Raw genomic sequence first — 25,820 nt, 5'->3', positions numbered from 1 at the left:
GTCTAAAGCGATCCACAGGGGTATAGCTCAATTGGCAGAGCGTCGGTCTCCAAAACCGAAGGTTGTAGGTTCGATTCCTACTGCCCCTGCCACCTGATGGTGGCTCCGAAAAAAGCCCGTCATGACCTGACGGGCTTCGGCGTCTAGGAAGGCGCCGTAAATTGAAGAGGCCGAGAGGCCGCAGGAATATTTGCCCAAGATGGCCACTTCTCAAATCGAAACCGTGAGCACCAGCGCCGACAAGGCGAAGATGGCTGCGGCCGTCTTGCTGGCGGTGGGTGCCATCGTGGCTTACTACCTGCTGTCGCGCCAGGGCGCGATCGTGCAATGGGCCGTTTTGCTGGTCGGCCTGGCGGCCGCCGTGGCGACGTTCGCCAGTTCCGAGAATGGCCGGCAGCTCTGGGCTTTCGGTCGCGATTCGTGGCGCGAGGTCAAGAAGGTTGTGTGGCCGACGCGCAAAGAGGCCATCCAGATGACGGCCTATGTGTTTGCCTTCGTCGTCGTCATGTCCATCTTTCTGTGGCTCACCGACAAAACGCTCGAATGGGTCTTCTTCGACCTCATCCTGGGCTGGAGAAAATAATGACTGACGACGCTGTCGAGTTGAAGCCGGAAGACGGCTCGGTGCTGGCGCCCCCCGCCAACCCGGATTTCCGCTGGTACGTGGTCCACGCCTACTCGGGCATGGAGAAGGCGGTGGAGCGCAATATCACCGAGCGCATCAATCGCGCCGGCATGCAGGGCAAATTCGGCCGCATCCTCGTGCCGACGGAAGAGGTGGTCGAGGTGCGCAACGGTCAGAAGCGCACCACCGAGCGACGCTTTTTCCCGGGCTATGTGCTGGTCGAGATGATCATGGAAGACGACACCTGGCATCTGGTGAAGCACACCAACAAGGTGACGGGCTTCGTCGGTGGCGCCAAGAATCGTCCGGCCCCGATTTCGCAGAAGGAAGTCGAGGACATCGTCAGCCAGATGCAGCAGGGCACGGAAAAGCCGCGCCACAAGGTCGAATTCACCGTAGGCGAGTTCGTGCGCGTCAAGGAAGGCCCGTTCACAGACTTCAATGGTTCGGTCGAAGAAGTCAACTACGAGAAGAGCAAGGTCCGCGTGTCGGTCATGATCTTCGGCCGGGCGACACCCGTCGAACTCGAGTTCGGCCAGGTCGAGAAGACCTGAGTGATTTGAAGGATCTGGTGCTTCCCGACTCGGCACCGGTTCCAGTTTCGAGAGTCGTCAACCCCGGGGAGCTGCGGCTGAACAGGCCAAGGCGTTAATACCCGCAAGGAGAAAAGCATGGCGAAAAAAATCGTCGGCTTCATCAAGCTGCAAGTGCCAGCTGGTAAAGCCAATCCGTCGCCGCCGATCGGCCCCGCACTGGGCCAACGCGGTTTGAACATCATGGAATTCTGCAAGGCGTTCAACGCGCAGACCCAGGGCGTCGAGCCCGGTCTGCCGCTGCCGGTGGTCATCACCGCGTTCGCCGACAAGAGCTTCACCTTCATCATCAAGACGCCGCCGGCGATCACGCTGATCAAGAAGGCGATCAAGCTCGAGAAGGGCTCCGCACGTCCGCATACCGACAAGGTCGGCAAGATCACGCGCGCACAGCTCGAAGAGATCGCCAAGACCAAGATGAAGGACCTGACGGCGGCCGATCTGGACGCTGCGGTTCGCACCATTGCGGGCTCTGCCCGCTCGATGGGCGTGAATGTGGAGGGTGTGTAAATGGCCAAGATCACGAAAAAGCAAAAAGCGGCGTCCGGCAAGGTCGACAGCACCAAGCTGTATTCCCTGACCGAGGCCATCGGTATCGTCAAGGACGCCGCCACTGCGAAGTTCGATGAGTCGATCGACGTTGCCGTGCAACTCGGCATCGACGCCAAGAAGTCCGACCAGGTGGTGCGTGGCGCCGTCGTGATGCCCAACGGCACCGGCAAGACCAAGCGCGTGGCCGTGTTCGCGCAGGGCGCCAAGGCGGAAGAAGCCAAGGCCGCTGGCGCCGACATCGTCGGCATGGACGACCTGGCCGCCCAGGTGAAAGCGGGCGACATGCCTTTCGACGTGGTGATCGCCGCGCCGGATGCGATGCGTGTGGTCGGTGCCCTGGGCCAGATCCTCGGCCCGCGCGGCCTGATGCCGAACCCCAAGGTTGGTACCGTCACGCCCGACGTTGCCACCGCAGTGAAGAACGCGAAGGCCGGCCAAGTGCAATTCCGTGTCGACAAGGCCGGGATCATCCACGGCACGATCGGCCGCCGTTCCTTCGACACCGAAAAGTTGCAGGGCAACCTCTCGGCTCTGATCGAAGCGCTGGTCAAGGCCAAGCCGGCTTCGAGCAAGGGCGTGTACCTGCGCAAGGTGGCCGTGTCGTCGACGATGGGTGTGGGTGTCCGCGTGGACATGCAGACCATCTCGGCCCAGAGCTGAAGAAGTTGAAGACGGGGCCTTGCCGGAGCGAGGCCCCGCCGAAATTGCCCCGCTGACCGTTCTAAGGTTGGCGGGGTGGTGTGGTGGGTCGGCCGGGGGTGCAAACACCCGGTCGGGCCATCCAAGACCGCTGGCGTGCAGGAGGGCCTGCACTTAATTCGCCTCTTCCATCGCGAGGCAGCCAGCGCAGATGGCGATCCCGCTGCAAGGAATCCGTTCCGAAACAGTTGGTCGCTGCATGTAGCGCATCCGGAGGTCTCGGCCGAAGGATGCATTAAAGGAGTAGACCTTGAGTCTGAATCGCAGTGAGAAAGAAGCGGTCATCAGTGACGTGACCAGCCTCGCCGCAAAAGCTCAAACGCTCGTGATGGCGGAATACCGTGGCATCACGGTTGCCGACATGACCCGTCTGCGCAGCGATGCGCGCAGCAAAGGCGTGACCCTGAGTGTTCTCAAGAACACCCTGGCACGCCGCGCTGTCGCAGGAAGCGCATTCGAAGTCGTCGGTGACCAGATGACCGGCCCGCTGATCTATGGCTTCTCCGAAGACGCCGTGGCCGCCGCGAAAGTGGTGGCCGATTTCGCGAAGACCAACGACAAGTTGGTCATTCGCGGCGGTGCATTCGGTGGCAAGGCCCTGGACGTCGAAGGCGTGAAGCAACTGGCCAACATCCCTTCCAAGGAAGTGCTGCTGGCGCAACTGCTGGGCTTGATGCAGTCCCCCATCTCCCGCACGGCCCGTGTTCTGGCCGCGCTGGCGGAGAAGCGTGGTGGCGGCGAAGCCCCGGCCGAGGCAGAGCCTGTGGCCGAAGCCCCGGCAGCAGCCTGAGCTTGCTTTTGAAGATTTCAACCCAATTGTTAGGAAACCAAAATGGCATTCGATAAAGACGCATTTCTGACCGCCCTCGACAGCATGACGGTCCTCGAGCTCAACGACCTGGTGAAAGCCATCGAAGAGAAGTTCGGCGTGAGCGCTGCGGCCATGTCGGCCCCGGCTGCCGGCGGTGGTGCTGCCGCTGCAGTGGTCGAAGAAAAGACCGAGTTCAACGTCGTCCTGACCGACGCCGGCGCGAACAAGGTCTCCGCGATCAAGGCCGTGCGCGAAATCACCGGCCTGGGCCTCAAGGAAGCCAAGGACCTGGTGGAAGCCGCTCCCAAGGCCGTGAAGGAAGGCGTTGCCAAGGCCGACGCCGAAGCCATGCTGAAGAAGCTGCTCGACGCTGGCGCCAAGGCAGAACTGAAGTAATTCGGTTCTCCCGCAGGGCTGGAGTGTGCCGAAAGGCCCTCCAGCCTTTGCCGCTTTCAGAGCGCACCCAAAAACCGCTGTTCCTCGGCAGTTTTTGAGTGTCTTCTGACCCCGACTGCAGAAGACCCCTTGGTTCGGGCGATGTGCAACGCATCGCCGTCCGCCAACGGCTGGTAGTGGCCAGCCGCCAAGAAGGAGCGCGCGAGCGCTGCTGACAAGTCGCTGAAGATCTCAAAGCCCGGAGCTCTCATGGCCCAAACGTCCACGTACAGTTACACCGAACGCAAGCGCATCCGAAAGAATTTCGGTAACCGCGAAAGCGTCGTAGAAATTCCCTACCTGCTGCAGATGCAGAAGGACGCTTACACCGCGTTCCTGCAAGCAGGTATCCCGCCCCAGAGACGCACCGTGGAAGGTCTGCAGGCCGCGTTCGACGCCGCCTTCCCGATCGTGTCGCACAACGGCTTCGTGGAAATGAAGTTCCTCGAATACAACCTGGCGAAGCCGGCCTTCGACGTGCGCGAGTGCCAGACCCGCGGGCTGACTTACGCCTCGGCCGTGCGTGCCAAGGTGCAGCTGATCATCTACGACCGCGAGTCGTCGACCCCGCAATCGAAGGTGGTCAAGGAAGTGAAGGAGCAAGAGGTCTACATGGGCGAAGTGCCGCTCATGACCGACAAGGGCTCGTTCATCATCAACGGCACGGAACGGGTGATCGTGTCGCAGCTGCACCGTTCGCCGGGCGTGTTCTTCGAGCATGACAAGGGCAAGACGCACAGCTCGGGCAAGCTGCTGTTCTCGGCCCGCGTGATTCCCTACCGCGGCTCGTGGCTGGACTTCGAGTTCGACCCGAAGGACATGCTGTACTTCCGCGTCGACCGCCGGCGCAAGATGCCGGTGACCATTCTGCTGAAGGCCATCGGCCTGAATCCGGAATCGATCCTCGCGAACTTCTTCGTCAACGACAACTTCCGCCTGATGGACAGCGGCGCGCAGATGGAGTTCGTCTCCGAGCGCCTGCGCGGCGAAGTCGCGCGTTTCGACATCACCGACAAGTCGGGCAAGGTCGTGGTTGCCAAGGACAAGCGCGTCACCGCGCGCCACACGCGCGAGCTGGAACAGACGGAAACCACGCACATCAGCGTGCCGGAAGACTTCCTGGTCGGCCGGGTGCTGGCCCGCAACATCGTCGATCCGGACTCCGGCGAAATCCTGGCCAAGGCCAACGACGAGCTGACCGAGGCACTGCTGAAGAAGCTGCGCGCTGCCGGCGTGCAGGAGATCCAGTGCATCTATACCAACGAGCTGGACCAGGGCGCGTACATCTCCCAGACGCTGCGCATCGACGAAACCGTTGATGAGTTCGCCGCTCGCGTGGCCATCTACCGCATGATGCGCCCCGGCGAGCCGCCGACGGAAGACGCCGTGCAGGCCCTGTTCCAGCGCCTGTTCTACAACCCCGACACCTACGATCTGTCGCGCGTCGGCCGCATGAAGTTCAACGCCAAGGTCGGCCGCGACGAATCGACCGGCCCCATGGTGCTGACGAACGAGGACATCCTGGCGGTCGTGAAGATCCTGGTGGACCTGCGCAATGGCCGCGGCGAAGTGGACGACATCGACCACCTTGGCAACCGCCGTGTGCGCTGCGTCGGTGAACTGGCCGAGAACCAGTACCGCACCGGCCTCGCCCGCATCGAAAAGGCCGTGAAGGAGCGTCTGGGCCAGGCCGAGCAAGAGCCGCTGATGCCGCACGACCTGATCAACAGCAAGCCGATCTCGGCCGCCCTGAAGGAATTCTTCGGCGCCTCGCAGCTGTCGCAGTTCATGGACCAGACGAATCCGCTGTCCGAGATCACGCACAAGCGCCGCGTCTCGGCCCTCGGCCCGGGCGGTTTGACGCGCGAGCGTGCCGGCTTCGAAGTGCGCGACGTGCACGTCACCCACTACGGCCGCGTGTGCCCGATCGAAACGCCCGAAGGCCCGAACATCGGCCTGATCAACTCGCTGGCCCTGTACGCGCGCCTCAACGAATACGGCTTCATCGAGACGCCGTACCGTCGTGTGGTCGACAGCAAGGTCACGATGGACATCGACTACCTGTCGGCCATCGAAGAAGGCAAGTACGTCATTGCGCAGGCCAATGCCGCGCTCGACAAGGACGGCCGCCTGACCGGCGACCTGGTGTCGGCCCGCGAAACCGGCGAATCGATCCTGGTGTCCGCCGAGCGCGTGCAGTACATGGACGTGTCGCCGGCGCAGATCGTGTCGGTGGCCGCCTCGCTGGTGCCTTTCCTGGAGCACGACGATGCGAACCGCGCACTGATGGGCGCCAACATGCAGCGCCAGGCCGTGCCGGTGCTGCGCCCCGAAAAGGCTTTCGTCGGTACCGGCATCGAGCGCGTCTCGGCGGTCGACTCGGGCACGGTCGTCACGGCCAGCCGCGGCGGCGTGGTCGACTATGTCGACGCCACCCGCATCGTGGTGCGCGTGAACGACGCCGAAGCGGCAGCCGGAGAAGTCGGTGTGGACATCTACAACCTGATCAAGTACCAGCGTTCGAACCAGAACACGAACATCCACCAGCGGCCGATCGTCAAGCGCGGCGACAAGATCGCCAAGGGCGACGTGATCGCCGACGGCGCATCGACCGACCTGGGCGAGCTCGCGCTCGGCCAGAACATGCTGGTCGCCTTCATGCCCTGGAACGGCTACAACTTCGAGGACTCGATCCTCATCAGCGAACGCGTGGTCGCCGAAGATCGCTACACCTCGATCCACATCGAGGAACTGGTGGTGATGGCGCGCGACACCAAGCTCGGTGCCGAGGAAATCACCCGCGACATCCCGAACCTGGCCGAGCAGCAGCTCAACCGCCTGGACGAATCCGGGATCATCTACGTCGGCGCCGAAGTGCAGCCCGGCGACACGCTGGTGGGCAAGGTCACGCCGAAGGGCGAGACCACGCTGACGCCTGAAGAGAAGCTGCTGCGCGCCATCTTCGGCGAGAAGGCTTCGGACGTGAAGGACACCTCGCTGCGCGTCGACCAGGGCTCGCAGGGCACGGTCATCGACGTGCAGGTGTTCACCCGCGAAGGCATCCAGCGCGACAAGCGCGCCCAGCAGATCATCGACGACGAGCTGAAGCGCTTCCGCCTCGACCTGAACGACCAGTTGCGCATCGTCGAAGCCGACGCTTTCGACCGGATCGAGAAGCTGTTGACCGGCAAGGCCGCCAACGGCGGCCCGAACAAGCTGGCCAAGGGCACCAAGCTCGACAAGGCGTATCTGTCGTCGATCGAGAAGTTCCACTGGTTCGACATCCGCCCGGCGGAAGAAGAAGTGGCGTCGCAACTCGAGTCGATCAAGAACTCGCTCGAGCAGACGCGCCACAGCTTCGACCTGGCCTTCGAGGAAAAGCGCAAGAAGCTCACGCAAGGCGATGAGCTGCCTGCGGGCGTGCTCAAGATGGTCAAGGTCTACCTGGCCGTCAAGCGCCGTCTTCAGCCCGGCGACAAGATGGCCGGCCGCCACGGCAACAAGGGTGTGGTCTCCAAGATCGTTCCGGTCGAGGACATGCCACACATGGCCGACGGCACGCCGTGCGACATCTGCCTGAACCCGCTGGGCGTGCCCTCGCGGATGAACGTCGGGCAGGTGCTCGAAGTGCATTTGGGCTGGGCCGGCAAGGGCGTGGGCCAGCGCATCGGCGACATGCTGCAGGCCGAAGCCAAGGTGGCCGAGCTGCGCGAGTTCATGGACAAGCTCTACAACGGCTCCGGCCGCAAGGAAGAGCTCGCCAAGCTCAGCGACGCCGACGTGCTCGAGATGGCAGGCAACCTGGCGACGGGCGTGCCCTTCGCGACGCCCGTGTTCGACGGTGCCTCGGAAGAGGAGATCCGCGGCATGCTGCACCTGGCCTACCCCGACGAGATCGCCAAGGCGAAGGGCCTGACCGCGACGCGCACGCAGGCCTACCTGTACGACGGCCGCACGGGCGACCAGTTCGAGCGCCCGGTCACCGTGGGCTACATGCACGTGCTGAAGCTGCACCATCTGGTCGACGACAAGATGCACGCGCGCTCGACCGGTCCGTACAGCCTGGTCACGCAGCAGCCGCTGGGCGGCAAGGCGCAATTCGGCGGCCAGCGTTTCGGGGAAATGGAAGTGTGGGCGCTCGAAGCCTACGGCGCTTCCTACGTCCTGCAGGAAATGCTGACCGTGAAGTCCGACGACGTTCAAGGCCGTACCAAGGTGTACGAAAGCATCGTCAAGGGCGAACACTCGATCGAAGCCGGCATGCCGGAATCGTTCAATGTGCTGGTCAAGGAAATTCGTTCCTTGGGCCTCGACATTGAACTTGAACGCTCGTAATAAGGGGAAAGAGTCAATGAAATCGCTACTCGACCTGTTCAAGCAATTCACGCCGGACGAGCATTTCGATGCCATCCGCATCGGCATGGCTTCGCCCGAGAAGATCCGTTCGTGGTCTTTCGGCGAGGTGAAGAAGCCCGAGACCATCAACTACCGGACCTTCAAGCCCGAGCGCGACGGCCTGTTCTGCGCCAAGATCTTCGGCCCGATCAAGGACTACGAGTGCCTGTGCGGCAAGTACAAACGCCTGAAGCACCGTGGTGTCATCTGCGAGAAGTGCGGTGTCGAAGTCACGCAGACCAAGGTTCGCCGCGAGCGCATGGGTCACATCGACCTGGCCGCGCCCTGCGCTCACATCTGGTTCCTGAAGTCGCTGCCGTCGCGTCTGGGCCTGGTGCTCGACATGACGCTGCGCGACATCGAACGCGTGCTGTACTTCGAAGCCTACGTGATCACCGACCCTGGCATGACCCCGCTGAAGAAGTTCGGCATCATGTCCGAGGACGACTACGACGCGAAGCGCAAGGAATACGGTGACGAGTTCGTCGCCAAGATGGGCGCCGAAGGCATCAAGGACCTGCTGATGGGCATCGAGCTCGACAGCGAGATCGAGAAGCTTCGCGGCGACCTGACCGGCTCCGAAGTCAAGGTCAAGAAGAACTCGAAGCGCCTCAAGGTGCTCGAAGCCTTCCGCAAGTCGGGCATCAAGCCCGAGTGGATGGTGCTCGACGTGCTGCCCGTGCTGCCGCCGGACCTGCGTCCGCTGGTGCCGCTGGACGGCGGCCGCTTCGCGACCTCCGACCTGAACGACCTGTACCGCCGCGTCATCAACCGCAACAGCCGCCTGCGCCGCCTGCTCGAACTCAAGGCGCCCGAAATCATCGCGCGCAACGAGAAGCGCATGCTGCAGGAAGCCGTCGACTCGCTGCTCGACAACGGCCGCCGTGGCAAGGCCATGACGGGCGCCAACAAGCGCGCGCTCAAGTCGCTGGCCGACATGATCAAAGGCAAGAGCGGCCGCTTCCGCCAGAACCTGCTGGGCAAGCGCGTCGACTACTCGGGCCGTTCGGTCATCGTTGTGGGCCCGACGCTCAAGCTGCACCAGTGCGGCCTGCCGAAGCTGATGGCGCTGGAGCTCTTCAAGCCCTTCATCTTCTCGCGCCTCGAAGCCATGGGCATCGCGACCACGATCAAGGCCGCGAAGAAGGAAGTCGAATCCGGCACGCCGGTGGTGTGGGACATCCTGGAAGAGGTGATCAAGGAGCACCCGGTGATGCTGAACCGCGCACCGACGCTGCACCGCCTCGGCATCCAGGCCTTCGAGCCGATCCTGATCGAAGGCAAGGCGATCCAGCTTCACCCGCTGGTCTGCGCCGCCTTCAACGCCGACTTCGACGGCGACCAGATGGCCGTCCACGTGCCGCTGTCGGTCGAAGCGCAGATGGAAGCCCGCACGCTGATGCTGGCCTCCAACAACGTGCTGTTCCCGGCGAGCGGCGAGCCCTCCATCGTGCCTTCGCAGGACGTGGTGCTGGGCCTGTACTACACGACGCGCGAGCGCATCAACGGCAGGGGCGAGGGCCTGGTCTTCTCCGACATCGGTGAAGTGCAGCGCGCGCTCGACGCCAACGTGGTCGAACTCACCGCCAAGGTGAGCGTGCGCATCACCGAGTACGCCAAGGACAAGGAATCGGGCGAGTTCACCCCCAGCACCACGCTGGTCGACACCACCGTCGGCCGCGCGCTGCTGTCGGAGATCCTGCCCAAGGGCCTGCCTTTCGCGAACATCAACAAGGCGCTGAAGAAGAAGGAAATCTCGCGCCTGATCAACGTCTCCTTCCGCAAGTGCGGTCTGAAGGAGACCGTGGTCTTCGCCGACAAGCTGCTGCAGAACGGCTTCCGCCTCGCGACCAAGGCCGGCATCTCGATCGCCATCGACGACATGCTGGTGCCGTCCGAGAAGCACGGCATCATCGATCGCTCCGCCAAGGAAGTGAAGGAGATCGAGCAGCAGTACGTCTCGGGCCTGGTCACGGCCGGCGAGCGCTACAACAAGGTGGTCGACATCTGGGGCAAGGCCGGCGACGAAGTGTCGAAGGTCATGATGTCCAAGCTGTCGAAGGAAAAGGTCACCGACCGCAACGGCAAAGAAGTGGATCAGGAGTCCTTCAACTCCATCTACATGATGGCCGACTCGGGTGCCCGCGGTTCTGCTGCGCAGATCCGGCAGGTGGCCGGCATGCGGGGCCTGATGGCCAAGCCGGACGGCTCGATCATCGAAACGCCCATCACCGCGAACTTCCGCGAAGGCCTGAACGTGCTGGAGTACTTCATCTCCACCCACGGTGCCCGAAAGGGTCTGGCCGACACGGCGCTGAAGACTGCGAACTCCGGCTACCTGACGCGCCGCCTGGTCGACGTGACGCAGGATCTGGTCGTGATCGAGCAGGACTGCGGCACGATGGACGGCACCGTGATGCGCGCCATCGTCGAAGGCGGTGAAGTGATCGAGTCGCTGCGCGACCGTATCCTGGGCCGTACCGCGGCCGAGGACGTGCTGCACCCAGAGACGCGCGCCGTCGTGGCCAAGGCCGGCGACATGCTCGACGAAGACCTCATCGAGATGCTCGAAACCGAGGGCGTGGACGAGGTCAAGGTGCGCACCGCGCTCACCTGCTCGACGCGCTTCGGCCTGTGCGCCAAGTGCTACGGCCGCGACCTTGGCCGCGGCGGCCTGGTCAACAACGGCGAAGCGGTCGGCGTGATCGCGGCGCAGTCGATCGGCGAGCCCGGGACGCAGCTGACGATGCGGACCTTCCACATCGGCGGTGCCGCATCGCGTGCGGCGGTGGCGTCGAGCGTCGAGGCCAAGTCCAACGGCGTGATCGGCTTCAACGCCACGATGCGCTATGTGACCAACAGCAAGGGCGAACTGGTCGTGATCGCGCGTTCGGGCGAGATCGTCATCCACGACGAACACGGCCGTGAGCGCGAGCGCCACAAGGTGCCTTACGGTGCCACCCTGGCGGTCAAGGCAGACCAGCAGATCAAGGCGGGCCACGTGCTGGCCAACTGGGATCCGCTGACGCGCCCGATCATCACGGAGTTCGCCGGACGTACCAAGTTCGAGAACGTCGAGGAAGGCCTCACGGTCGCGAAGCAGGTCGACGAAGTCACCGGCTTGTCCACCCTGGTGGTCATCGATCCGAAGCGCCGCGGGGCGGCCAAGGTCGTGCGTCCGCAGGTGAAGCTGATCGACGCTGCCGGCAGCGAGGTCAAGATCCCCGGCACCGACCACTCGGTGACGATCGGCTTCCCGGTCGGCGCGCTGGTGCAGGTGCGTGACGGCCAGGACGTCGGCCCCGGCGAAGTGCTGGCGCGCATCCCGGTCGAAGGGCAGAAGACCCGCGACATCACCGGCGGTCTGCCGCGCGTGGCCGAGCTCTTCGAAGCCCGTTCCCCCAAGGACAAGGGCATGCTGGCAGAGATGACCGGCACCGTGTCCTTCGGCAAGGAAACCAAGGGCAAGGTGCGGCTGCAGATCACCGATCCGGACGGCAAGGTCTGGGAAGAACTCGTGCCGAAGGAGAAGAACATCCTGGTGCACGAAGGCCAGGTGGTGAACAAGGGCGAGTCGATCGTCGACGGTCCGGCCGATCCGCAGGACATCCTGCGCCTGCTGGGCTCCGAGGAACTGGCACGCTACATCGTGGACGAGGTGCAGGACGTGTACCGCCTGCAGGGTGTGAAGATCAACGACAAGCACATCGAGGTGATCGTTCGCCAGATGCTGCGCCGCGTCGTGGTCGAGAACCCTGGCGACGCGAACTACATCGCCGGTGAACAGGTCGAGCGCAGCGAGATCCTGAACACCAACGACGCCCTGCGCGCCGCGGACAAGCTTCCCGCCACGTACACCAACCTGCTGCTGGGTATCACGAAGGCTTCGCTCTCGACCGACAGCTTCATCAGTGCCGCGTCCTTCCAGGAAACGACGCGCGTGCTGACCGAAGCCGCGATCATGGGCAAGCGCGACGAACTGCGCGGCCTGAAGGAAAACGTCATCGTCGGTCGCCTGATTCCCGCAGGCACCGGCATGGCTTACCACCTGGCACGCAAGGCGAAGGACGCCATGGACGAGGCCGAGCGCCGCGCGATCGCCGAGGCGGAGGCTGCCGAGCTTGCCGGCAACACCTCTTCGTCAACCGAAGATGCGAGCACGGCCGATGCCAGCGAAGGCGCCGCGACCGAATAAACGGCTAGCATCGCCGGCATGACCGGTCGACCAAGCCCCCTTTCCGCCCGCGGATCGGGGGCTTTTTTCTGCATGGCCCGATGAGCTTCGTTCCCGATTCGTGGCCGTGGTGGATCGTCGGAGCGGTGCTCCTGTTCTGGTTCGTCGGCGCCTACAACCGCATCGTTCGGCTGCGATCGAGCGCGCTGCAAGCTTATGCGGCACTCGATGCCGCGCTGGTTCGGCAGCTCGACTTCGTGCAGTCGCGGCTGGCCGAGGCGCCCGCTGCGCAGCAGCCCTTGGCCGGCGATCCACCGGCGCACGCCTCGCTGCAGGCATCGGCCGGCCAACTGGTCACGCTGCTGGCGGCCACGCGTCTCAAGCCGCTCGATCCGGCCGGCATCGCCGCGCTGTCGACGGCGCTGCACGTGATGCTCGGCGCCTGGCAGCGGCTGTATCCCGACGCGGTGGTGAGCTTCGAAGCCGACGGCACCCTGTCGCGGCCGGCGCCACTGGGCGGCCGCGAAGAAGCGCTCGCCGCCGCCGCGCCGGGCACGGCCGTGCCGCTCGCCTGGCCCGAGCCCTCGGCCGCGGCCGAGATCGCACGCAGTCAGTTCAATCAGGCGGTGGACCAGTACAACGCCGCGACCGCTCAGTTCCCCGCGCTGCTGGTGGCGTGGATCATGCAGTTGAGACCGGCGGCGCCTTTGCGCTGACACCGGACCTTTTTCTTATCGACCCCAAGTTTTGTCAGACTCTCCCGATTCCCCCGACGCTTCGCCGCAGCCTTTCGGGCCGCCCCTGTGGCGCCAGCTGCAGCTCACCGCCGTCGCGCTGGCCGCGATTCGCAGCGGCACGTCCGGCACCGTGGCCTTCGAGGCCGTTCCATCCGAGCTTCGGCCGGGCGTGCAAGCGCTCGGCTTCCAGGTGCTGCGCTGGCTCGGGCGTGCCGAGGCCCTGCGCCGACAACTGGCCAAGCGCACTCCGCCGCCCGTTGCCGATGCGCTCTTGTGCACCGCTTTGGCGCTGGCCTGGGATCCCGAGATCGCGCCCTACGAGCCCTTCACGCTGGTCGACCAAACCGTCGAAGCCGCCAAGCGAAATCCTGGCACGCGCGCGCAGGCCAGCTTCGTCAATGCCTGCCTGCGCCGCTTTCTGCGCGAGCGCGACGAACTGGTGGCCGCGACCGATCGCGAACCGGTCGCGCAGTGGAACCACCCGCGCTGGTGGATCGAGCGTCTCAAGCGCGACCATCCACGCGATTGGCAGCGCATTCTGGCGGCCGACAACACGCACGCGCCGATGACACTCCGCGTCAATCGAGGCTGGGGCGATCGGCCGGCCTACCAGGCGGCCCTCGCGGCGGTGGGGGTGAAGGCAACGCCTGTCGCTTCGACCGGATTGCAGTTGCAGCGCGCCAAGCCGATCCAGGAACTGCCGGGCTTCGCCGAGGGTGCCTGCTCCGTGCAGGATGCGGCCGCCCAACTGGCAGCGCCGCTTCTGCTCGATGGCCTCCTAGGCCTGGCCTCTCGCACGGAACCCCTGCGAGTGCTCGATGCCTGCGCGGCGCCGGGCGGCAAGACCGCGCACTTGCTGGAGCTGGCGGGAGCCGAAGCGATCGAGCTGACTGCGCTCGAGGTCGACGCCGGGCGCAGCCGTCGAATCGATCAGACCCTGGCCCGGCTCGGCCTGAGCGCCAGGGTCGTCGTGGCCGACGCCGGCCGCCCGGGCACCTGGTGGGACGGCCAGCCCTTCGACGCGATCCTGCTCGATGCACCCTGCACCGCCTCCGGCATCGTCCGGCGGCACCCCGACGTTCGCTGGCTGCGCCGCGAGAGCGACACGGAGCAACTGGCACTTCAACAAGCGATGCTGCTCTCGGCGCTGTGGCCGCTGGTCCGCTCGGGTGGGCGCCTTCTCTACTGCACTTGTTCGGTTTTCCGGGAAGAGGGTGTGCACCAGATCGATGCGTTCCTTGCACACAACACCGACGCCGCTTTGCTGCCCTCGCCGGGCCATTTGCTGCCGCAAAGCGGGGGGATTGCCCATGGCGTCCAGGACAATGCCTTGGGTGATTACGACGGCTTCTTCTACGCCCTGCTCGAAAAGCAACCGACCCGTTGAACTGCGCGCCGCTGCCTGGCTCGTCGTCGCGCTCCTGCTGAGCTGCTTGCTGGCCGGCTGGCCGGCGCCGGCCGGTGCGCAAACGAAAAGCGCATCGATCAGCCAGCTGCGCCTGGAACAGGCGGACGACGGCGTGTACCTCAACGCCCAGGTTCAATTCGACCTGCCCAACCTTGTCGAAGAAGTGCTCGACAAGGGCATCGCGATCTACTTCGTCGCCGAGGCCGAGCTCTTTCGCGAGCGCTGGTACTGGACCGATCAGCGGGTGGCACAGGCCGCGCGCCACATTCGCCTGGCCTACCAGCCGCTCACGCGCCGCTGGCGGCTCAACGTGTCGCCGGTGCCGATCAGCAACTCGGGCTTCGGCGTGTCGTTGAACCAGAACTTCGATACCCTTGCGGAGGCGCTCGACGGCGTGCGTCGCGTAGCCCGCTTGCGGCTCGGAGACGTGTCCGAGATCGGCGACGACGGGCTTCATCCGGTGAGCTTTCGATTCCGGCTGGACACCTCGCAGCTGCCGAGGCCATTCCAGATCGGGGTAGCCGGGCAGGCCGACTGGAACATCTCCGTCGAACGCAGCGCACGCCTGCCGCTGGAGAAGATGAAGTGAGCAAGGACTCTCTCGTCGGTCAAGACGCATCCAGGGCGGCCAGCCGTGCCCGGGCCCGGCGCTGGACGCTCGGCGTCGGCGCCTTCCTGGTCACCGCCATCGGCCTGGTGCTGATGTTCCTGCTCGCCCAGTCCACCAACAACCGGGTGCTGTACGAGCGCAACTACGCGCGCTTGTTCGGCATCAACGTGGTGGTCGCGTTGGTGCTGGTGCTGGTGATCGGCTGGATCTCGTTTCGCCTGTTGCGCCGCCTTCGTCAGGGCAAGTTCGGGAGCCGGCTGCTGATCAAGTTGGCTGCCATCTTCGCGCTGGTGGGGGTGGTTCCGGGTGTGCTGGTCTACGTGGTGTCATACCAGTTCGTGGCCCGCTCCATCGAGAGCTGGTTCGACGTCAAGGTCGAAGGTGCGCTCGATGCCGGGCTGAACCTCGGCCGGGCTACGTTGGACTCCCTGTCAGACGACCTGACGAGCAAGGTGCGCGGCGCGAGCACGCAGCTGGCCGACGTCTCCGATGCGGGTGCCGGGCTGGTGCTCGAACGCATCCGGGACCAGCTCGGTGCCACCGACGTGGTGCTGTGGACGGGCACAGGCCAGCTGATCGCGGGCGCGGGCGCCTCCCGCTTTCAGCTGAATCCGGAGCGGCCCACCTCGCAGCAGTTGCGCCAGGCGAGAAGCGAACGCGTCATCGCCCACATCGAGGGCCTGGACGAGAACCCGATGCCCGCAGGCACGCTGCCGCCGCCCGCCAGCGTGCGCGCGCTGGCGCTGGTGCAGCGGCCCGGCTTCGACTTCAACACCGAGCCCCGCTTTCTTCAGGTCACCCAACCGCTTCCTCCGGCGGTGGTGGCCAATGCGCTTGCGGTGCAGGAGGCCAACCGCGAATACCAGGAGAGGGCGCTCGCGCGCGAAGGCTTGCGCCGCATGTACATCGGCACGCTGACGCTGACCTTGTTCCTCGCCGTCTTCGGCGCGGTGCTGCTGGCCGTGCTGTTCGGCACCCAGCTCGCGCGGCCACTGCTCGTGCTGGCCGACGGCGTGCGGCAGGTGGCCGGCGGTGACTTGCGGCCGACTGCCGTGTTGCAGGGCAAGGACGAGTTGGGCGGCCTCACGCGTTCCTTTGCCGTCATGACCCAGCAGCTCGCCGAGGCGCGCGCCGCAGTCGAGAAGACCCTCGGCGAGCTCGACGCGGCGCGCGCCAACCTGCAGACCATCCTCGACAACCTGACGTCCGGCGTGATGGTGCTCGACGCGCAAGGCATCGTCATCTCGACGAATCCCGGCGCCACGCGGGTGCTGCGCGCACCGCTGGCCGCCTACCAGGGCAAGAGCCTGGCAGAGGTGCCCGGCCTGGCGGAATTCGGGCAGGCCGTGCTCCAGCAGTTCGACGAATTCGATATCGAGCATCTGCAGCATGGGCTCGACCACTGGCAGCGTGCGTTCGAGCTTCATGCCAGCGGACAAGGGCTGTCGCAGGACGCAGTCAACATCGTTGCGCGGGGTGCGCAGCTGCCGGAAGGCGCGCGGCTGCTGGTGTTCGACGACATCTCCGAGATCGTCTCTGCGCAGCGTGCGCAGGCCTGGGGCGAGGTGGCGCGGCGGCTGGCGCACGAGATCAAGAACCCGCTGACACCGATCCAGCTGTCGGCCGAGCGCCTCGAGATGAAGCTGAGCGGCAAGGTCGCGCCGCCCGAGGGTGCGATCTTGGCCAAGTCGGTCAAGACCATCGTCGACCAGGTCGATGCAATGAAACGCCTGGTCAACGAGTTTCGGGATTACGCGCGGCTGCCCGCGGCCGACTTGAAACCTGTGGACCTCAACGCGCTGGTCGCCGACGTGCTGCAGCTCTATGTCGGCGAGAACGCGCCCATCGCGCTGCAATCCGAACTCGACGAGCGATGCCCACCGATACGCGCCGATGCGCAGCAGATCCGGCAGGTCATTCACAACCTGTTGCAAAACGCCCAGGACGCTGCCGAAGCCGCGGCGCACGGCAGCGGGCGTCGCGGCGAAGTCGTCATTCGCACGCGCTTGGGCGATTCGGGCCAGCGCGTGCGGCTCACGGTGCAGGACAACGGACCCGGCTTTGCCGAGAACATCCTCAAGCGTGCGTTCGAACCCTATGTGACGACCAAGAGCAGGGGCACCGGCCTAGGCCTGGCCGTGGTCAAGAAAATCGCCGACGAGCACGGTGCACGCATCGAACTTTCCAACCGCGTCACCGATGGGGCTGTGGCCGGCGCACAAGTCTCGTTATCATTCGCATCGGCGGGCGCGCCACAGGGAGCGCTCGCTCACCCCAAAGATTCGACGTCATCCGTCGCCTGAGCTTCTGCATGCGGGCGGCGGGTCAGCAAGCGAACCCTCGCGGGCGCATAACACCAAGCATTCATGGCAAACATCCTCGTGGTCGACGACGAGCTGGGCATTCGGGACCTGCTCTTCGAAATTCTGAACGACGAAGGCCACAACGTTGAGCTCGCGGAAAACGCAGCAGAGGCCCGCGCCGCCCGGCAACGGGCCAGGCCCGACCTCGTGCTGCTCGACATCTGGATGCCCGACACCGACGGCGTCACGCTGCTCAAAGAGTGGTCGACAGCCGGGCTGCTCAGCATGCCGGTGATCATGATGAGCGGGCACGCCACCATCGACACCGCGGTCGACGCCACTCGCATCGGCGCGTTCGCCTTTCTCGAAAAGCCGATCACGCTGCAGAAGCTGCTCAAGGCGGTGGAGCAAGGGCTGGCTCGCGAGAACGCGCGCCGCGCGGCCGCCAGCGTGGTGCCCGCGACGTCGAACAACCTGGCCACCGTCGTCACCACATCGGGCGAGAGCGCGCTGGTGCCTGCCATCCCACAAGGCCCGGCCGTCGACACGGGCCCCCAGGCCATGCAGAGCTTCGACCTCGACCGCCCCTTGCGCGATGCGCGCGACGGCTTCGAGAAGGCGTATTTCGAGTTTCACCTCGCCATGGAGAACGGTTCGATGACACGAGTCGCCGAGAAAACCGGCCTCGAACGCACCCATCTCTATCGAAAGCTCAAGCAACTTGGCGTCGATCTGTCGAGAGGCCGAAGAGGCGCTGTATAATCGCGGGCTGCACACCAAGGCCCGGTAGCTCAGTTGGTAGAGCAGCGGATTGAAAATCCGCGTGTCGGTGGTTCGATTCCGCCCCAGGCCACCAAACATCACGCCCCAGCACCATTCGGTTCTGGGGCGTTTCTGTTTCTGCTCGCAGGGCAGGGCAGGGCAGGCATGGCGCAATGGCATGCTCGGCGTGCCAGCTTCGGCGAAGCGCGGTCGAATTCGCTCACAATGCTGAGCGCGCCACGCCTCGACTCGATAAAGTCTTTGCCCATTCGGCACGCCGTCCATTCGTGACGCGCGTTGTCGCCCAGCGCATCAGAAAGCCGCCATGACCACCACCAATTCCCAGATCATCTATACCCTCACCGACGAGGCGCCGCGTTTGGCGACGGCCTCCCTGCTGCCCATCGTCCAGGCGTTCACCGCGCCGGCGGGCATCGAAGTCGCCACCAGCGACATCTCTGTCGCCGGCCGCATCCTGGGGCAGTTCCCCGAAGCGCTGGACGAATCGCAGCGGGTGCCGGACAACCTCTCCGAGCTGGGCAAGCTGACGCTGCGCCCCGACGCCAACATCATCAAGCTGCCCAACATCAGCGCCTCCGTCTCCCAGCTCAAGGCTGCGATCCAGGAACTGCAGGGCAAGGGCTACAAGATCCCCGACTATCCCGAGAACCCGAAGACGGACGCCGAAAAGGACATCCGCACGCGCTACAACAAGTGCATCGGCAGCGCGGTCAACCCGGTGCTGCGGGAAGGCAATTCCGATCGCCGTGCGCCCAAGGCCGTGAAGGAGTTCGCCCGCAAGAACCCGCACAGCATGGCCGACTGGAGCCAGGCCTCGCGCTCGCACGTCTCGCACATGCATGGCGGCGACTTCTACCACGGCGAAAAGTCGATGACGCTCGACCGGGCGCGCGACGTGAAGATGGAACTCATCACCGCCAGCGGCAAGACCATCGTGCTCAAGCCGAAGGTCGCGCTCAAGGATCGTGAAGTGATCGATTCCATGTACATGAGCAAGAAGGCGCTGCTGCAGTTCTACGAAAAAGAGATCGACGACGCACACAAGACCGGCGTGATGTTCTCGCTGCACGTCAAGGCCACGATGATGAAGGTCTCGCACCCCATCGTGTTCGGCCATTGCGTGAAGATCTTCTACCGCGAAGCCTTCGAGAAGCACGGAAAGCTCTTCGACGAGCTGGGCGTCAACGTCAACAACGGCATGGTCGATCTCTACAACAAGATCGCCACGCTGCCGAGCGCCAAGCAGGACGAGATCAAGCGCGACCTGCATGCCTGCCACGAAGACCGGCCCGAGCTGGCGATGGTCGATTCGGCCAAGGGCATCACCAACTTCCATTCGCCCAACGACGTCATCGTCGACGCTTCGATGCCCGCGATGATCCGCAACGGCGGCAAGATGTGGGGCGCCGACGGCCGCCTGAAGGACGTGAAGGCCGTGATGCCCGAATCGACCTTCGCCCGCATCTACCAGGAGATCATCAACTTCTGCAAGTGGCATGGCGCCTTCGACCCGACCACGATGGGCACCGTGCCCAACGTCGGCCTGATGGCCCAGCAGGCCGAGGAATACGGCTCGCACGACAAGACCTTCGAGATCGCCGAAGACGGTGTCGCCAACATCACCGACCTGGCCACCGGCGAGGTGCTGATGAGCCAGAACGTCGAGCAGGGCGACATCTGGCGCATGTGCCAGACCAAGGACGCCGCGATTCGCGACTGGGTCAAGCTGGCCGTCACGCGCGCACGCAACTCGGGCATGCCGGTCGTCTTCTGGCTCGACGCATACCGTCCGCACGAGGCGCAGCTCATCACCAAAGTGAAGATGTACCTGCACGAGCACAACACCACCGGGCTCGACATCCAGATCATGAGCCAGGTGCGTGCGATGCGTTATTCGCTCGAACGCGTGGTGCGCGGCCTGGACACGATCAGCGCCACCGGCAACATCCTGCGCGACTACCTCACCGACCTGTTCCCCATCATGGAGCTGGGCACCTCGGCCAAGATGCTGTCGATCGTGCCGCTGATGGCCGGCGGCGGCATGTACGAAACGGGCGCGGGCGGGTCGGCCCCCAAGCACGTGCAGCAGCTGGTGGAAGAAAACCACCTGCGCTGGGACTCGCTGGGCGAATTCCTCGCGCTGGCCGTGAGCCTCGAAGACCTGGGCCTCAAGAACGGCAACGCCAAGGCCAAGCTGCTGGCCAAGACGCTCGACATTGCGACCGGCAAGCTGCTGGACAACAACAAGGGCCCCTCGCCCAAGACCGGCCAGCTCGACAACCGCGGCAGCCACTTCTATCTGGCGCTGTACTGGGCGCAGGCGCTCGCCGAGCAGACCGAAGACACCGCATTGGCCAAGCACTTCCAGCCGCTGGCCGCGGCGCTGTCGTCCAACGAGAAGACCATCGTCGGCGAACTGGCCGACGTGCAGGGCAAGCCGGCCGACATCGGCGGCTACTACCTGCCCGAAACATCGAAGACCGACGCGGTGATGCGTCCCAGCGCCACGTTCAATGCGGCACTGGCCGCTGCCGCCGCTTCCTGACGGGCCGCATGCGCGTGGAACGGGCCGGCCGGCCCGTTCCACGCGCACACCGTCTTGCGGATTGAACAGCAGACGCCTATAAAGACCCGATCGCGCCCGTCGCGGAGGCCCGCATGACCGACGATCTCAGCCATTTCAAGCCGTTGGACCCGGGGCGCATCCTCGCCGACGATCCCCTGGAGCTTCGCTATTGGTGCCAGCAGTTGCGCTGCTCGGAGGCGCAGCTTCGCGATGCACTCTTCCAGGTGGGCGACCACGTCACCGCGGTGCGCGACCACCTGGCCGCCCGCGAATGACGCGCTGCTCGCCGGTCGTCAGAAGTCGACCAGGCTGAGCCCGATGCTCAACACGGTGCGCTTGCGGTTGTAGTCGACCAGCGTGTCGCCGTAGCCGTGGAACAGCTGCGTATGGAAGCGCAGGTTGCTCTTCGCCGAATCGCCGATGGCCTTCAGCCATTCGAGCCGTATCGATCCCTTGCCGCTGTCGCGCAAGTTGTGGCGCAGGGTCACGCCGACCGTGTTCTCGCTGCTGAGGTTCCAGCGGCCTGTGATCTCGGCGCGGCCGATGAAGTTCGCGATGTCCGGGTTGTCGTCGTTCGACTCGCTCTCGTGCAGACGCTGCCAGACGCGGCCCGTGAGGGTGAATCGGTCGTCCAGCTCCATGCCGCCCATCAGGTACACGCGGTTCCAGCTGCGCGAGTAGGGCAGGCTCTGGCCGTTCGATTGGTGCACCAGGCCCACGCCCGCGTAGCGCCAGCGCCAGCCGCCCGGCAGCTTGAGGTCGGTGGGATACACGTACATCAGCTCCGGCTCGTGGTCGGTGGTGCGGAAGGGCCGCGAGATGTCGCCATTGAACAGCTGCCAGGTCGACTGCTGCGTGTAGCCGAACCACAGCGAGTCTTTCTTGACCGGGTCGTTCTGCGTCAGCATGCCCTGGGCGAGCTTGGTGCGCACCGACAGCCCGATGCGCATCTCGTTGGCCTGGTAGGGGATGTAGGTGCCGGTGTGGCCGGCCGCGGGCGAGGTGGGCGTGTCGGGCTTGGAATCGGCCGTCGAGAACGAGACGTTGAGCGGCCGGTACCCGCGAAAGACGAAGGTGCCGCAGTCGCTGCCGTTCTCCAGCTCCCAGAAGCGCGAGAGCGCCGAGTACTGCCGGTCGCGGCAGCCTTCTTCCTTGGCGACCGAGACCACGCGCGTGGCGGGCACCGTGGCGTCCACGGGTGCGGGCGGCTGGGTCGCTGCGAGCACCGGCGGTGCGCTGGGCACGACGGCCGCCGGCAGCGTCTGCTGTTGCGCCCAGCGGTCGTAGCAGGCCAGTCGCGCGTCGTTGTCGGCGGCGAGGCGCTGGCATTGCTGCCAGGTCAGTTGCGCCTCCGACAGCGGGCTCGGCGGCGTGCCGGCGGGTGGGGTCTGCGCCAGCGCCGGGCCGAAGCCGGCGGCGAGGAGCGTTGCGAGGGTGGTGATGCGTGTCTTCATTGCCAGGTGCCTGTCTTGTTCAGCACGAAGGGATGCGTGCTGTCGTCGGACGCATTGCGCCACGTGCCCTTGAATTCCTTGCCGCACGAGCCCGGTTGAAGCTCGCCCAGCCAACTGCCACTGATGGCGCGGCCATCCGCCGACTCGTCGATGTTCAGCATGCCTTCGTCGTCGACGTCGCCCGCAAGCTGCGCCACCGTCGCAGGCTTCGTGCCACCGCCGCGCGTGACGGTGCCGCGCACGCCGGCATAGTCGGGGTGCCTCTCGAGCCGCACCTGCGCGATGCCGGGCTGCCCGTCGATGCGCGCCTCCCAGCGGCCGTAGAGGGCTTCCACCGGCAGTTCGCGGCCGTTCGCCGGGCAGGCCGGCTGGGCGGCCGCGCCGCATGCGGCCAGGCATGCAGCCAACAGGACGAGCCGCTTCATGGCGCCGGCGCGGCCTGCGCGGCAGCGGCGGCCGCCGCATTTTGCTGGGCCTTGCGTGCGAACTCGGCGCGCAGCGCCTTCAGCTTTTCGCGCGGGTCTTCCTTGACGGTCTTCTGGTCGAGCGCCATCTCGCTGATGAAGCGGCTGGGTTGCGCCGGCACCATCTCGCGGCCCTGCTTGCGGCGCTTGGTCCAGCTCACCGCCAGGCTGCGTTGCGCGCGCGTGATGCCCACGTACATCAGGCGCCGCTCTTCCTGCAGGCGCTGCAGGGTGTCGTCGCTCACCTTCTGCTGGCGGCCGCCGCCGTCGTCGAGCTTGAAGGGCAGCAGCCCCTCGTTGACGCCGATCAGCATCACGTGCGGCCATTCGAGGCCCTTCGACGCGTGCAGGGTAGAAAGCGTGACCACGTTCTGGTCCTGCTCGCGCTCGCTGATGGTGGACAGCAGCGAGATGGTCTGCGCGACTTCGAGCAGGGTCTTGGCTTCGGTGTCGGTGGTCGCGCCCGAGGGGTCGCTGACCTTGCCGCCGCAGCGCTGCGCCATCCAGTCGCAGAACTCCATCACGTTGGTCCAGCGGCTGGCCGCGGCCTGCTCGCTGTCCTCGCCGTCGTAGAGATGCTTCTCGTACTCGATTTCCTTGAGCCAGTCGTTCAGGAATGCGCGCGCATCCTCGGCGCCCAGCGTGCGGCGCGCGCGGTACTCGAGGTCGTTGATGTAGCGCCCGAACTCGTGCAGGCCTTCCATGGCGCGCTTGGCCATCACGCTCGGCAGCGACGACGAGAACAGCGCTTCGAACAGGCTCAGCTTGTACTGGCTGGCGAAGGTGCCGAGGCCGGCCAGCGTGGTGTGGCCGATGCCGCGCTTCGGCGTGGTTACGGCGCGCAGGAAGGCCGGGTCGTCGTCGTTGTTGACCCACAGGCGGAACCAGCCGCACAGGTCCTTGATTTCCGCACGGTCGAAGAAGCTCTGCCCCCCCGACACCTTGTACGGAATCTGCGCCTTTCGCAGGGCCTGCTCGAACACGCGCGCCTGGTGGTTGGCGCGATAGAGGATCGCGAAGTCACGGAACTCCTTGAACTGCGGGCCCTGCGTCACCGAGTCGCTGCTGCGCAGGCTGACGATGCGCGCCACCGCGCGCTCGGCCTCGTGCTGTTCGTGGTCGGCATCGACCACGCGCACCGGTTCGCCTTCGCCCAGTTCGCTGAACAGCGTCTTCGGAAAGAGCTTGGGATTCGGCCCGATCACGTTGTTGGCTGCGCGCAGGATGGCGCTGGTGCTGCGGTAGTTTTGCTCGAGCTTGATGACCTTCAGCGTGGGGAAGTCCACCGGCAGTTTGCGCAGGTTGTCCAGCGTGGCGCCACGCCAGCCGTAGATCGACTGGTCGTCGTCGCCCACTGCGGTGAAGCGGCCCCTCATGCCCACCAAAGCTTTGAGCACTTCGTACTGGGTGGCGTTGGTGTCCTGGTATTCGTCGACCAGCACGTGGCCGAGCGCGGCCTGCCACTTGGCGCGCACTTCCTCGTGGTCCTGCAGCAGCTTCAGCGGCATGCCGATCAGGTCGTCGAAGTCCACGCTCTGGTAGGCGGTCAGGCGCTCCTCGTACCGGGCCATGATGCGTGCGGTGATGCGCTCGTTGTCGTCGGCAGCCTGGGCTTCGGCCTGCGCTGCGGTGAGCCCCATGTTCTTCCACTTGCTGATCGTCCACTGCCAGATGCGCGCGGTCGCCGCGTCGGTGGTGCCGCCGGCATCCTTGAGGATCTTGGTGACGTCGTCGCTGTCGAGGATGCTGAAGGCTGGCTTCAGGCCCAGCACGGCGCCGTCCTCGCGCATCATGCGCACGCCCAGCGCATGGAAGGTGCACACCACCACCTTGTTGGCGTCGCGCCCGATCAGGCCCTTGGCGCGCTCCCTCATTTCGGCCGCGGCCTTGTTGGTGAAGGTGATGGCCGCGATGCGCTGCGGCGCGACGCCCGTCTGGATCAGCCGCGCGATCTTGTGCGTGATGACGCGCGTCTTTCCCGAGCCGGCGCCCGCCAGCACGAGGCAGGGACCATGGAGATAGTTGACGGCTTCCTGCTGCGCGAGATTGAGACCGGACATGAAGAAAGGGAAGGGCGGGGCGGCGCCAGGGGCAAAGCGGGCAATGATACGGGGCCGGCCCGATGCAAGGTCATGTGAAAGCTGTGTCGCCATGTGCCGCATGTCACGCAAGTCACGCAACGACAATCACGCGCGTGCTGCAGATCCTCCTCGTCACCCTCCCGTTCTTCGCCTTGATCGCGGCCGGCTATGCGGCAGCCCGCAGCGGGGCCTTGCCGCTCGGCGCCATCCCGGGCCTGAATGCCTTCGTTCTCTACTTTGCATTGCCGTGCATGCTGTTCCGTTTCGGGGCCGGCGCGCCTATCGGGCAGCTGCTCGACGGCGGCGTGGTGCTCGTGTGGGGCGTGTGCGCCTTCGCGGTCGTCGCCCTTACCGTGGGGCTGGCACGGCGGCAGCGCATCGGCTGGAACGACGCCGCCTTCGGCGCCCTCGTGGCCGCGTTTCCCAACACCGGCTTCATGGGCCTGCCCCTGCTGATCGCCATCCTGGGTGCGCAAGCGGCCTCGCCGATGATCATCACCATCGCCTTCGACCTGGTGCTGACGTCCTCGCTGTGCATTGCGTTGTCGCGCCTGGACGGCGCCGACGCGCACGGGCCCTCCCGTGCCGCGCGCCAGGCGCTGCGCGGCATCGTGCAGAACCCGATGCCCTGGGCCATCCTGCTGGGCGGGCTGGTCTCTGCCCTGCGCCTGACCCTGCCGGCGCCGCTGGAGCGCACGATCGCGATGCTGGGCGATGCCGCCTCGCCGGTCGCGCTGTTCACCATCGGCGCCGTACTGGCCCGCTCGGCCCTGCTGGCGCGCGAGCACCGGGCCAGCGCGCTGGTCGCCGCCGCCATGGGCAGCGGCGTTCGGGCGGCCGCGCAGGCGAGGCCGGCCGATCTGCTGTCGGTGACGGCCATCAAGCTGGCGGTGCATCCGCTGCTGGTCTACGGCGCGGGACGCGCGGCCATCGCGCTGGGCGTGCCGCTATCGCAGCAGGCGCTGGTCGCGATCGTGCTGGTGGCCGCGCTGCCCAGCGCCAGCAACGTGGCCATGCTGGCCGAACGCTTCAGTGCCGACAATGGGCGCATCGCGCGAATCATCCTCTGGACGACCGTCGCAACCTTCTTCAGCTTTCCTCTGGCGGTGGGCTGGCTTCGCTGACGCACC

Annotated in this window: 19 protein-coding genes and 2 tRNA genes; 18 read left to right on the top strand and 3 right to left on the bottom strand. The window is 65.5% G+C overall.

What is annotated here, in order from left to right:
• Positions 1–16 precede the first annotated feature (16 nt).
• The 17 genes from B0W80_RS24505 to B0W80_RS24425 all read left to right on the top strand — a co-directional run bounded on the left by B0W80_RS24505 (position 17) and on the right by B0W80_RS24425 (position 20,966).
• Positions 17–92 (top strand) — tRNA-Trp (locus B0W80_RS24505).
• A 107-nt stretch (positions 93–199) separates the two neighbouring features.
• Positions 200–583, top strand: a complete 384-nt coding sequence (gene secE, locus B0W80_RS24500) for a preprotein translocase subunit SecE (protein WP_077001768.1) — start codon at positions 200–202, stop codon at positions 581–583.
• Entirely contained in the window at positions 583–1,179 is a 597-nt protein-coding gene (nusG, locus tag B0W80_RS24495) for a transcription termination/antitermination protein NusG (RefSeq protein ID WP_077001767.1), read from the top strand. The genes secE and nusG overlap by 1 nt, the downstream gene beginning before the upstream one ends.
• A 117-nt stretch (positions 1,180–1,296) precedes the next feature.
• On the top strand, positions 1,297–1,728 hold the full coding sequence (gene rplK / locus B0W80_RS24490) for a 50S ribosomal protein L11 (protein ID WP_028252759.1): 432 nt from the start codon (positions 1,297–1,299) through the stop codon (positions 1,726–1,728).
• Positions 1,729–2,430 carry a 50S ribosomal protein L1 gene (gene rplA, locus B0W80_RS24485; protein ID WP_077001766.1) on the top strand — a complete coding sequence of 234 codons (702 nt, stop codon included), beginning with the start codon at positions 1,729–1,731 and terminating at the stop codon, positions 2,428–2,430.
• A gap of 289 nt (positions 2,431–2,719) precedes the next feature.
• Positions 2,720–3,259, top strand: coding sequence for a 50S ribosomal protein L10 (rplJ, locus tag B0W80_RS24480; RefSeq protein ID WP_077001765.1), 540 nt, complete (start codon positions 2,720–2,722; stop codon positions 3,257–3,259).
• A 42-nt stretch (positions 3,260–3,301) separates the two neighbouring features.
• Positions 3,302–3,676 carry a 50S ribosomal protein L7/L12 gene (gene rplL, locus B0W80_RS24475; protein ID WP_077001764.1) on the top strand — a complete coding sequence of 125 codons (375 nt, stop codon included), beginning with the start codon at positions 3,302–3,304 and terminating at the stop codon, positions 3,674–3,676.
• A 249-nt stretch (positions 3,677–3,925) separates the two neighbouring features.
• Positions 3,926–8,050 carry a DNA-directed RNA polymerase subunit beta gene (gene rpoB / locus B0W80_RS24470; protein ID WP_077001763.1) on the top strand — a complete coding sequence of 1,375 codons (4,125 nt, stop codon included), beginning with the start codon at positions 3,926–3,928 and terminating at the stop codon, positions 8,048–8,050.
• A gap of 16 nt (positions 8,051–8,066) precedes the next feature.
• The gene (gene rpoC, locus B0W80_RS24465) at positions 8,067–12,305 is read left to right on the top strand and encodes a DNA-directed RNA polymerase subunit beta' (RefSeq protein WP_077001762.1); all 4,239 of its coding nucleotides are present in this window, start codon (positions 8,067–8,069) and stop codon (positions 12,303–12,305) included.
• A gap of 80 nt (positions 12,306–12,385) precedes the next feature.
• Complete coding sequence (locus tag B0W80_RS24460) at positions 12,386–13,000, top strand: lema family protein (RefSeq protein WP_077001761.1); 615 nt, start codon at positions 12,386–12,388, stop codon at positions 12,998–13,000.
• A gap of 31 nt (positions 13,001–13,031) precedes the next feature.
• Positions 13,032–14,408: a 16S rRNA (cytosine(967)-C(5))-methyltransferase RsmB gene (rsmB, locus tag B0W80_RS24455; RefSeq protein ID WP_077001760.1), complete on the top strand. Its 1,377-nt coding sequence runs from the start codon at positions 13,032–13,034 to the stop codon at positions 14,406–14,408.
• A 46-nt stretch (positions 14,409–14,454) separates the two neighbouring features.
• The gene (locus B0W80_RS24450) at positions 14,455–15,018 is read left to right on the top strand and encodes a DUF4390 domain-containing protein (protein WP_306171871.1); all 564 of its coding nucleotides are present in this window, start codon (positions 14,455–14,457) and stop codon (positions 15,016–15,018) included.
• Complete coding sequence (locus B0W80_RS24445) at positions 15,015–17,342, top strand: PAS domain-containing sensor histidine kinase (protein ID WP_077001758.1); 2,328 nt, start codon at positions 15,015–15,017, stop codon at positions 17,340–17,342. Before B0W80_RS24450 ends, B0W80_RS24445 begins: the two co-directional genes overlap by 4 nt.
• 63 nt (positions 17,343–17,405) lie before the next feature.
• On the top strand, positions 17,406–18,104 hold the full coding sequence (locus B0W80_RS24440) for a response regulator (RefSeq protein WP_077001757.1): 699 nt from the start codon (positions 17,406–17,408) through the stop codon (positions 18,102–18,104).
• A gap of 18 nt (positions 18,105–18,122) precedes the next feature.
• Positions 18,123–18,198, top strand: a tRNA-Phe gene (locus tag B0W80_RS24435).
• A 231-nt stretch (positions 18,199–18,429) separates the two neighbouring features.
• Positions 18,430–20,670, top strand: coding sequence for an NADP-dependent isocitrate dehydrogenase (locus B0W80_RS24430; RefSeq protein ID WP_077001756.1), 2,241 nt, complete (start codon positions 18,430–18,432; stop codon positions 20,668–20,670).
• Positions 20,671–20,783: 113 nt separating this feature from the next.
• On the top strand, positions 20,784–20,966 hold the full coding sequence (locus B0W80_RS24425; protein ID WP_077001755.1) for a DUF3606 domain-containing protein: 183 nt from the start codon (positions 20,784–20,786) through the stop codon (positions 20,964–20,966).
• A gap of 18 nt (positions 20,967–20,984) precedes the next feature.
• On the opposite strand, the gene B0W80_RS24420 is transcribed toward B0W80_RS24425, so the two are convergent.
• From B0W80_RS24420 to B0W80_RS24410, 3 genes are read right to left on the bottom strand one after another with little or no spacing between them, the layout of a single operon-like run.
• Positions 20,985–22,145: a phospholipase A gene (locus B0W80_RS24420; RefSeq protein ID WP_083745604.1), complete on the bottom strand. Its 1,161-nt coding sequence runs from the start codon at positions 22,143–22,145 to the stop codon at positions 20,985–20,987.
• Positions 22,142–22,570 carry a hypothetical protein gene (locus B0W80_RS24415; protein WP_077001771.1) on the bottom strand — a complete coding sequence of 143 codons (429 nt, stop codon included), beginning with the start codon at positions 22,568–22,570 and terminating at the stop codon, positions 22,142–22,144. The genes B0W80_RS24420 and B0W80_RS24415 overlap by 4 nt, the downstream gene beginning before the upstream one ends.
• The gene (locus tag B0W80_RS24410; protein WP_077001753.1) at positions 22,567–24,669 is read right to left on the bottom strand and encodes an ATP-dependent helicase; all 2,103 of its coding nucleotides are present in this window, start codon (positions 24,667–24,669) and stop codon (positions 22,567–22,569) included. The genes B0W80_RS24415 and B0W80_RS24410 overlap by 4 nt, the downstream gene beginning before the upstream one ends.
• A 134-nt stretch (positions 24,670–24,803) precedes the next feature.
• Between B0W80_RS24410 and B0W80_RS24405 the strand changes: the two genes are divergently transcribed.
• Complete coding sequence (locus B0W80_RS24405) at positions 24,804–25,814, top strand: AEC family transporter (RefSeq protein WP_077001752.1); 1,011 nt, start codon at positions 24,804–24,806, stop codon at positions 25,812–25,814.
• The last annotated feature ends 6 nt before the right edge of the window (positions 25,815–25,820 follow it).

Origin of the sequence: Variovorax sp. KK3, assembly GCF_001984055.1 — a bacterium.
GTDB lineage: Bacteria > Pseudomonadota > Gammaproteobacteria > Burkholderiales > Burkholderiaceae_C > Variovorax.
The sequence above is the reverse complement of the archived record's forward strand: the minus strand, read 5'-3'. Positions and strand labels throughout refer to the sequence as shown.

What these genes read in the sequence shown, in the direction of transcription:
- B0W80_RS24420 (WP_083745604.1), bottom strand. Translation starts at nt 22,145, where the DNA reads ATGAAGACACGCATCACCACCCTCGCAACGCTCCTCGCCGCCGGCTTC.
- B0W80_RS24440 (WP_077001757.1), top strand. Translation starts at nt 17,406, where the DNA reads ATGGCAAACATCCTCGTGGTCGACGACGAGCTGGGCATTCGGGACCTG.
- nusG (WP_077001767.1), top strand. Translation starts at nt 583, where the DNA reads ATGACTGACGACGCTGTCGAGTTGAAGCCGGAAGACGGCTCGGTGCTG.
- rpoB (WP_077001763.1), top strand. Translation starts at nt 3,926, where the DNA reads ATGGCCCAAACGTCCACGTACAGTTACACCGAACGCAAGCGCATCCGA.
- rpoC (WP_077001762.1), top strand. Translation starts at nt 8,067, where the DNA reads ATGAAATCGCTACTCGACCTGTTCAAGCAATTCACGCCGGACGAGCAT.
- secE (WP_077001768.1), top strand. Translation starts at nt 200, where the DNA reads ATGGCCACTTCTCAAATCGAAACCGTGAGCACCAGCGCCGACAAGGCG.
- rplL (WP_077001764.1), top strand. Translation starts at nt 3,302, where the DNA reads ATGGCATTCGATAAAGACGCATTTCTGACCGCCCTCGACAGCATGACG.
- B0W80_RS24415 (WP_077001771.1), bottom strand. Translation starts at nt 22,570, where the DNA reads ATGAAGCGGCTCGTCCTGTTGGCTGCATGCCTGGCCGCATGCGGCGCG.
- B0W80_RS24430 (WP_077001756.1), top strand. Translation starts at nt 18,430, where the DNA reads ATGACCACCACCAATTCCCAGATCATCTATACCCTCACCGACGAGGCG.
- B0W80_RS24460 (WP_077001761.1), top strand. Translation starts at nt 12,386, where the DNA reads ATGAGCTTCGTTCCCGATTCGTGGCCGTGGTGGATCGTCGGAGCGGTG.
- rplA (WP_077001766.1), top strand. Translation starts at nt 1,729, where the DNA reads ATGGCCAAGATCACGAAAAAGCAAAAAGCGGCGTCCGGCAAGGTCGAC.
- B0W80_RS24425 (WP_077001755.1), top strand. Translation starts at nt 20,784, where the DNA reads ATGACCGACGATCTCAGCCATTTCAAGCCGTTGGACCCGGGGCGCATC.
- rplK (WP_028252759.1), top strand. Translation starts at nt 1,297, where the DNA reads ATGGCGAAAAAAATCGTCGGCTTCATCAAGCTGCAAGTGCCAGCTGGT.
- B0W80_RS24410 (WP_077001753.1), bottom strand. Translation starts at nt 24,669, where the DNA reads ATGTCCGGTCTCAATCTCGCGCAGCAGGAAGCCGTCAACTATCTCCAT.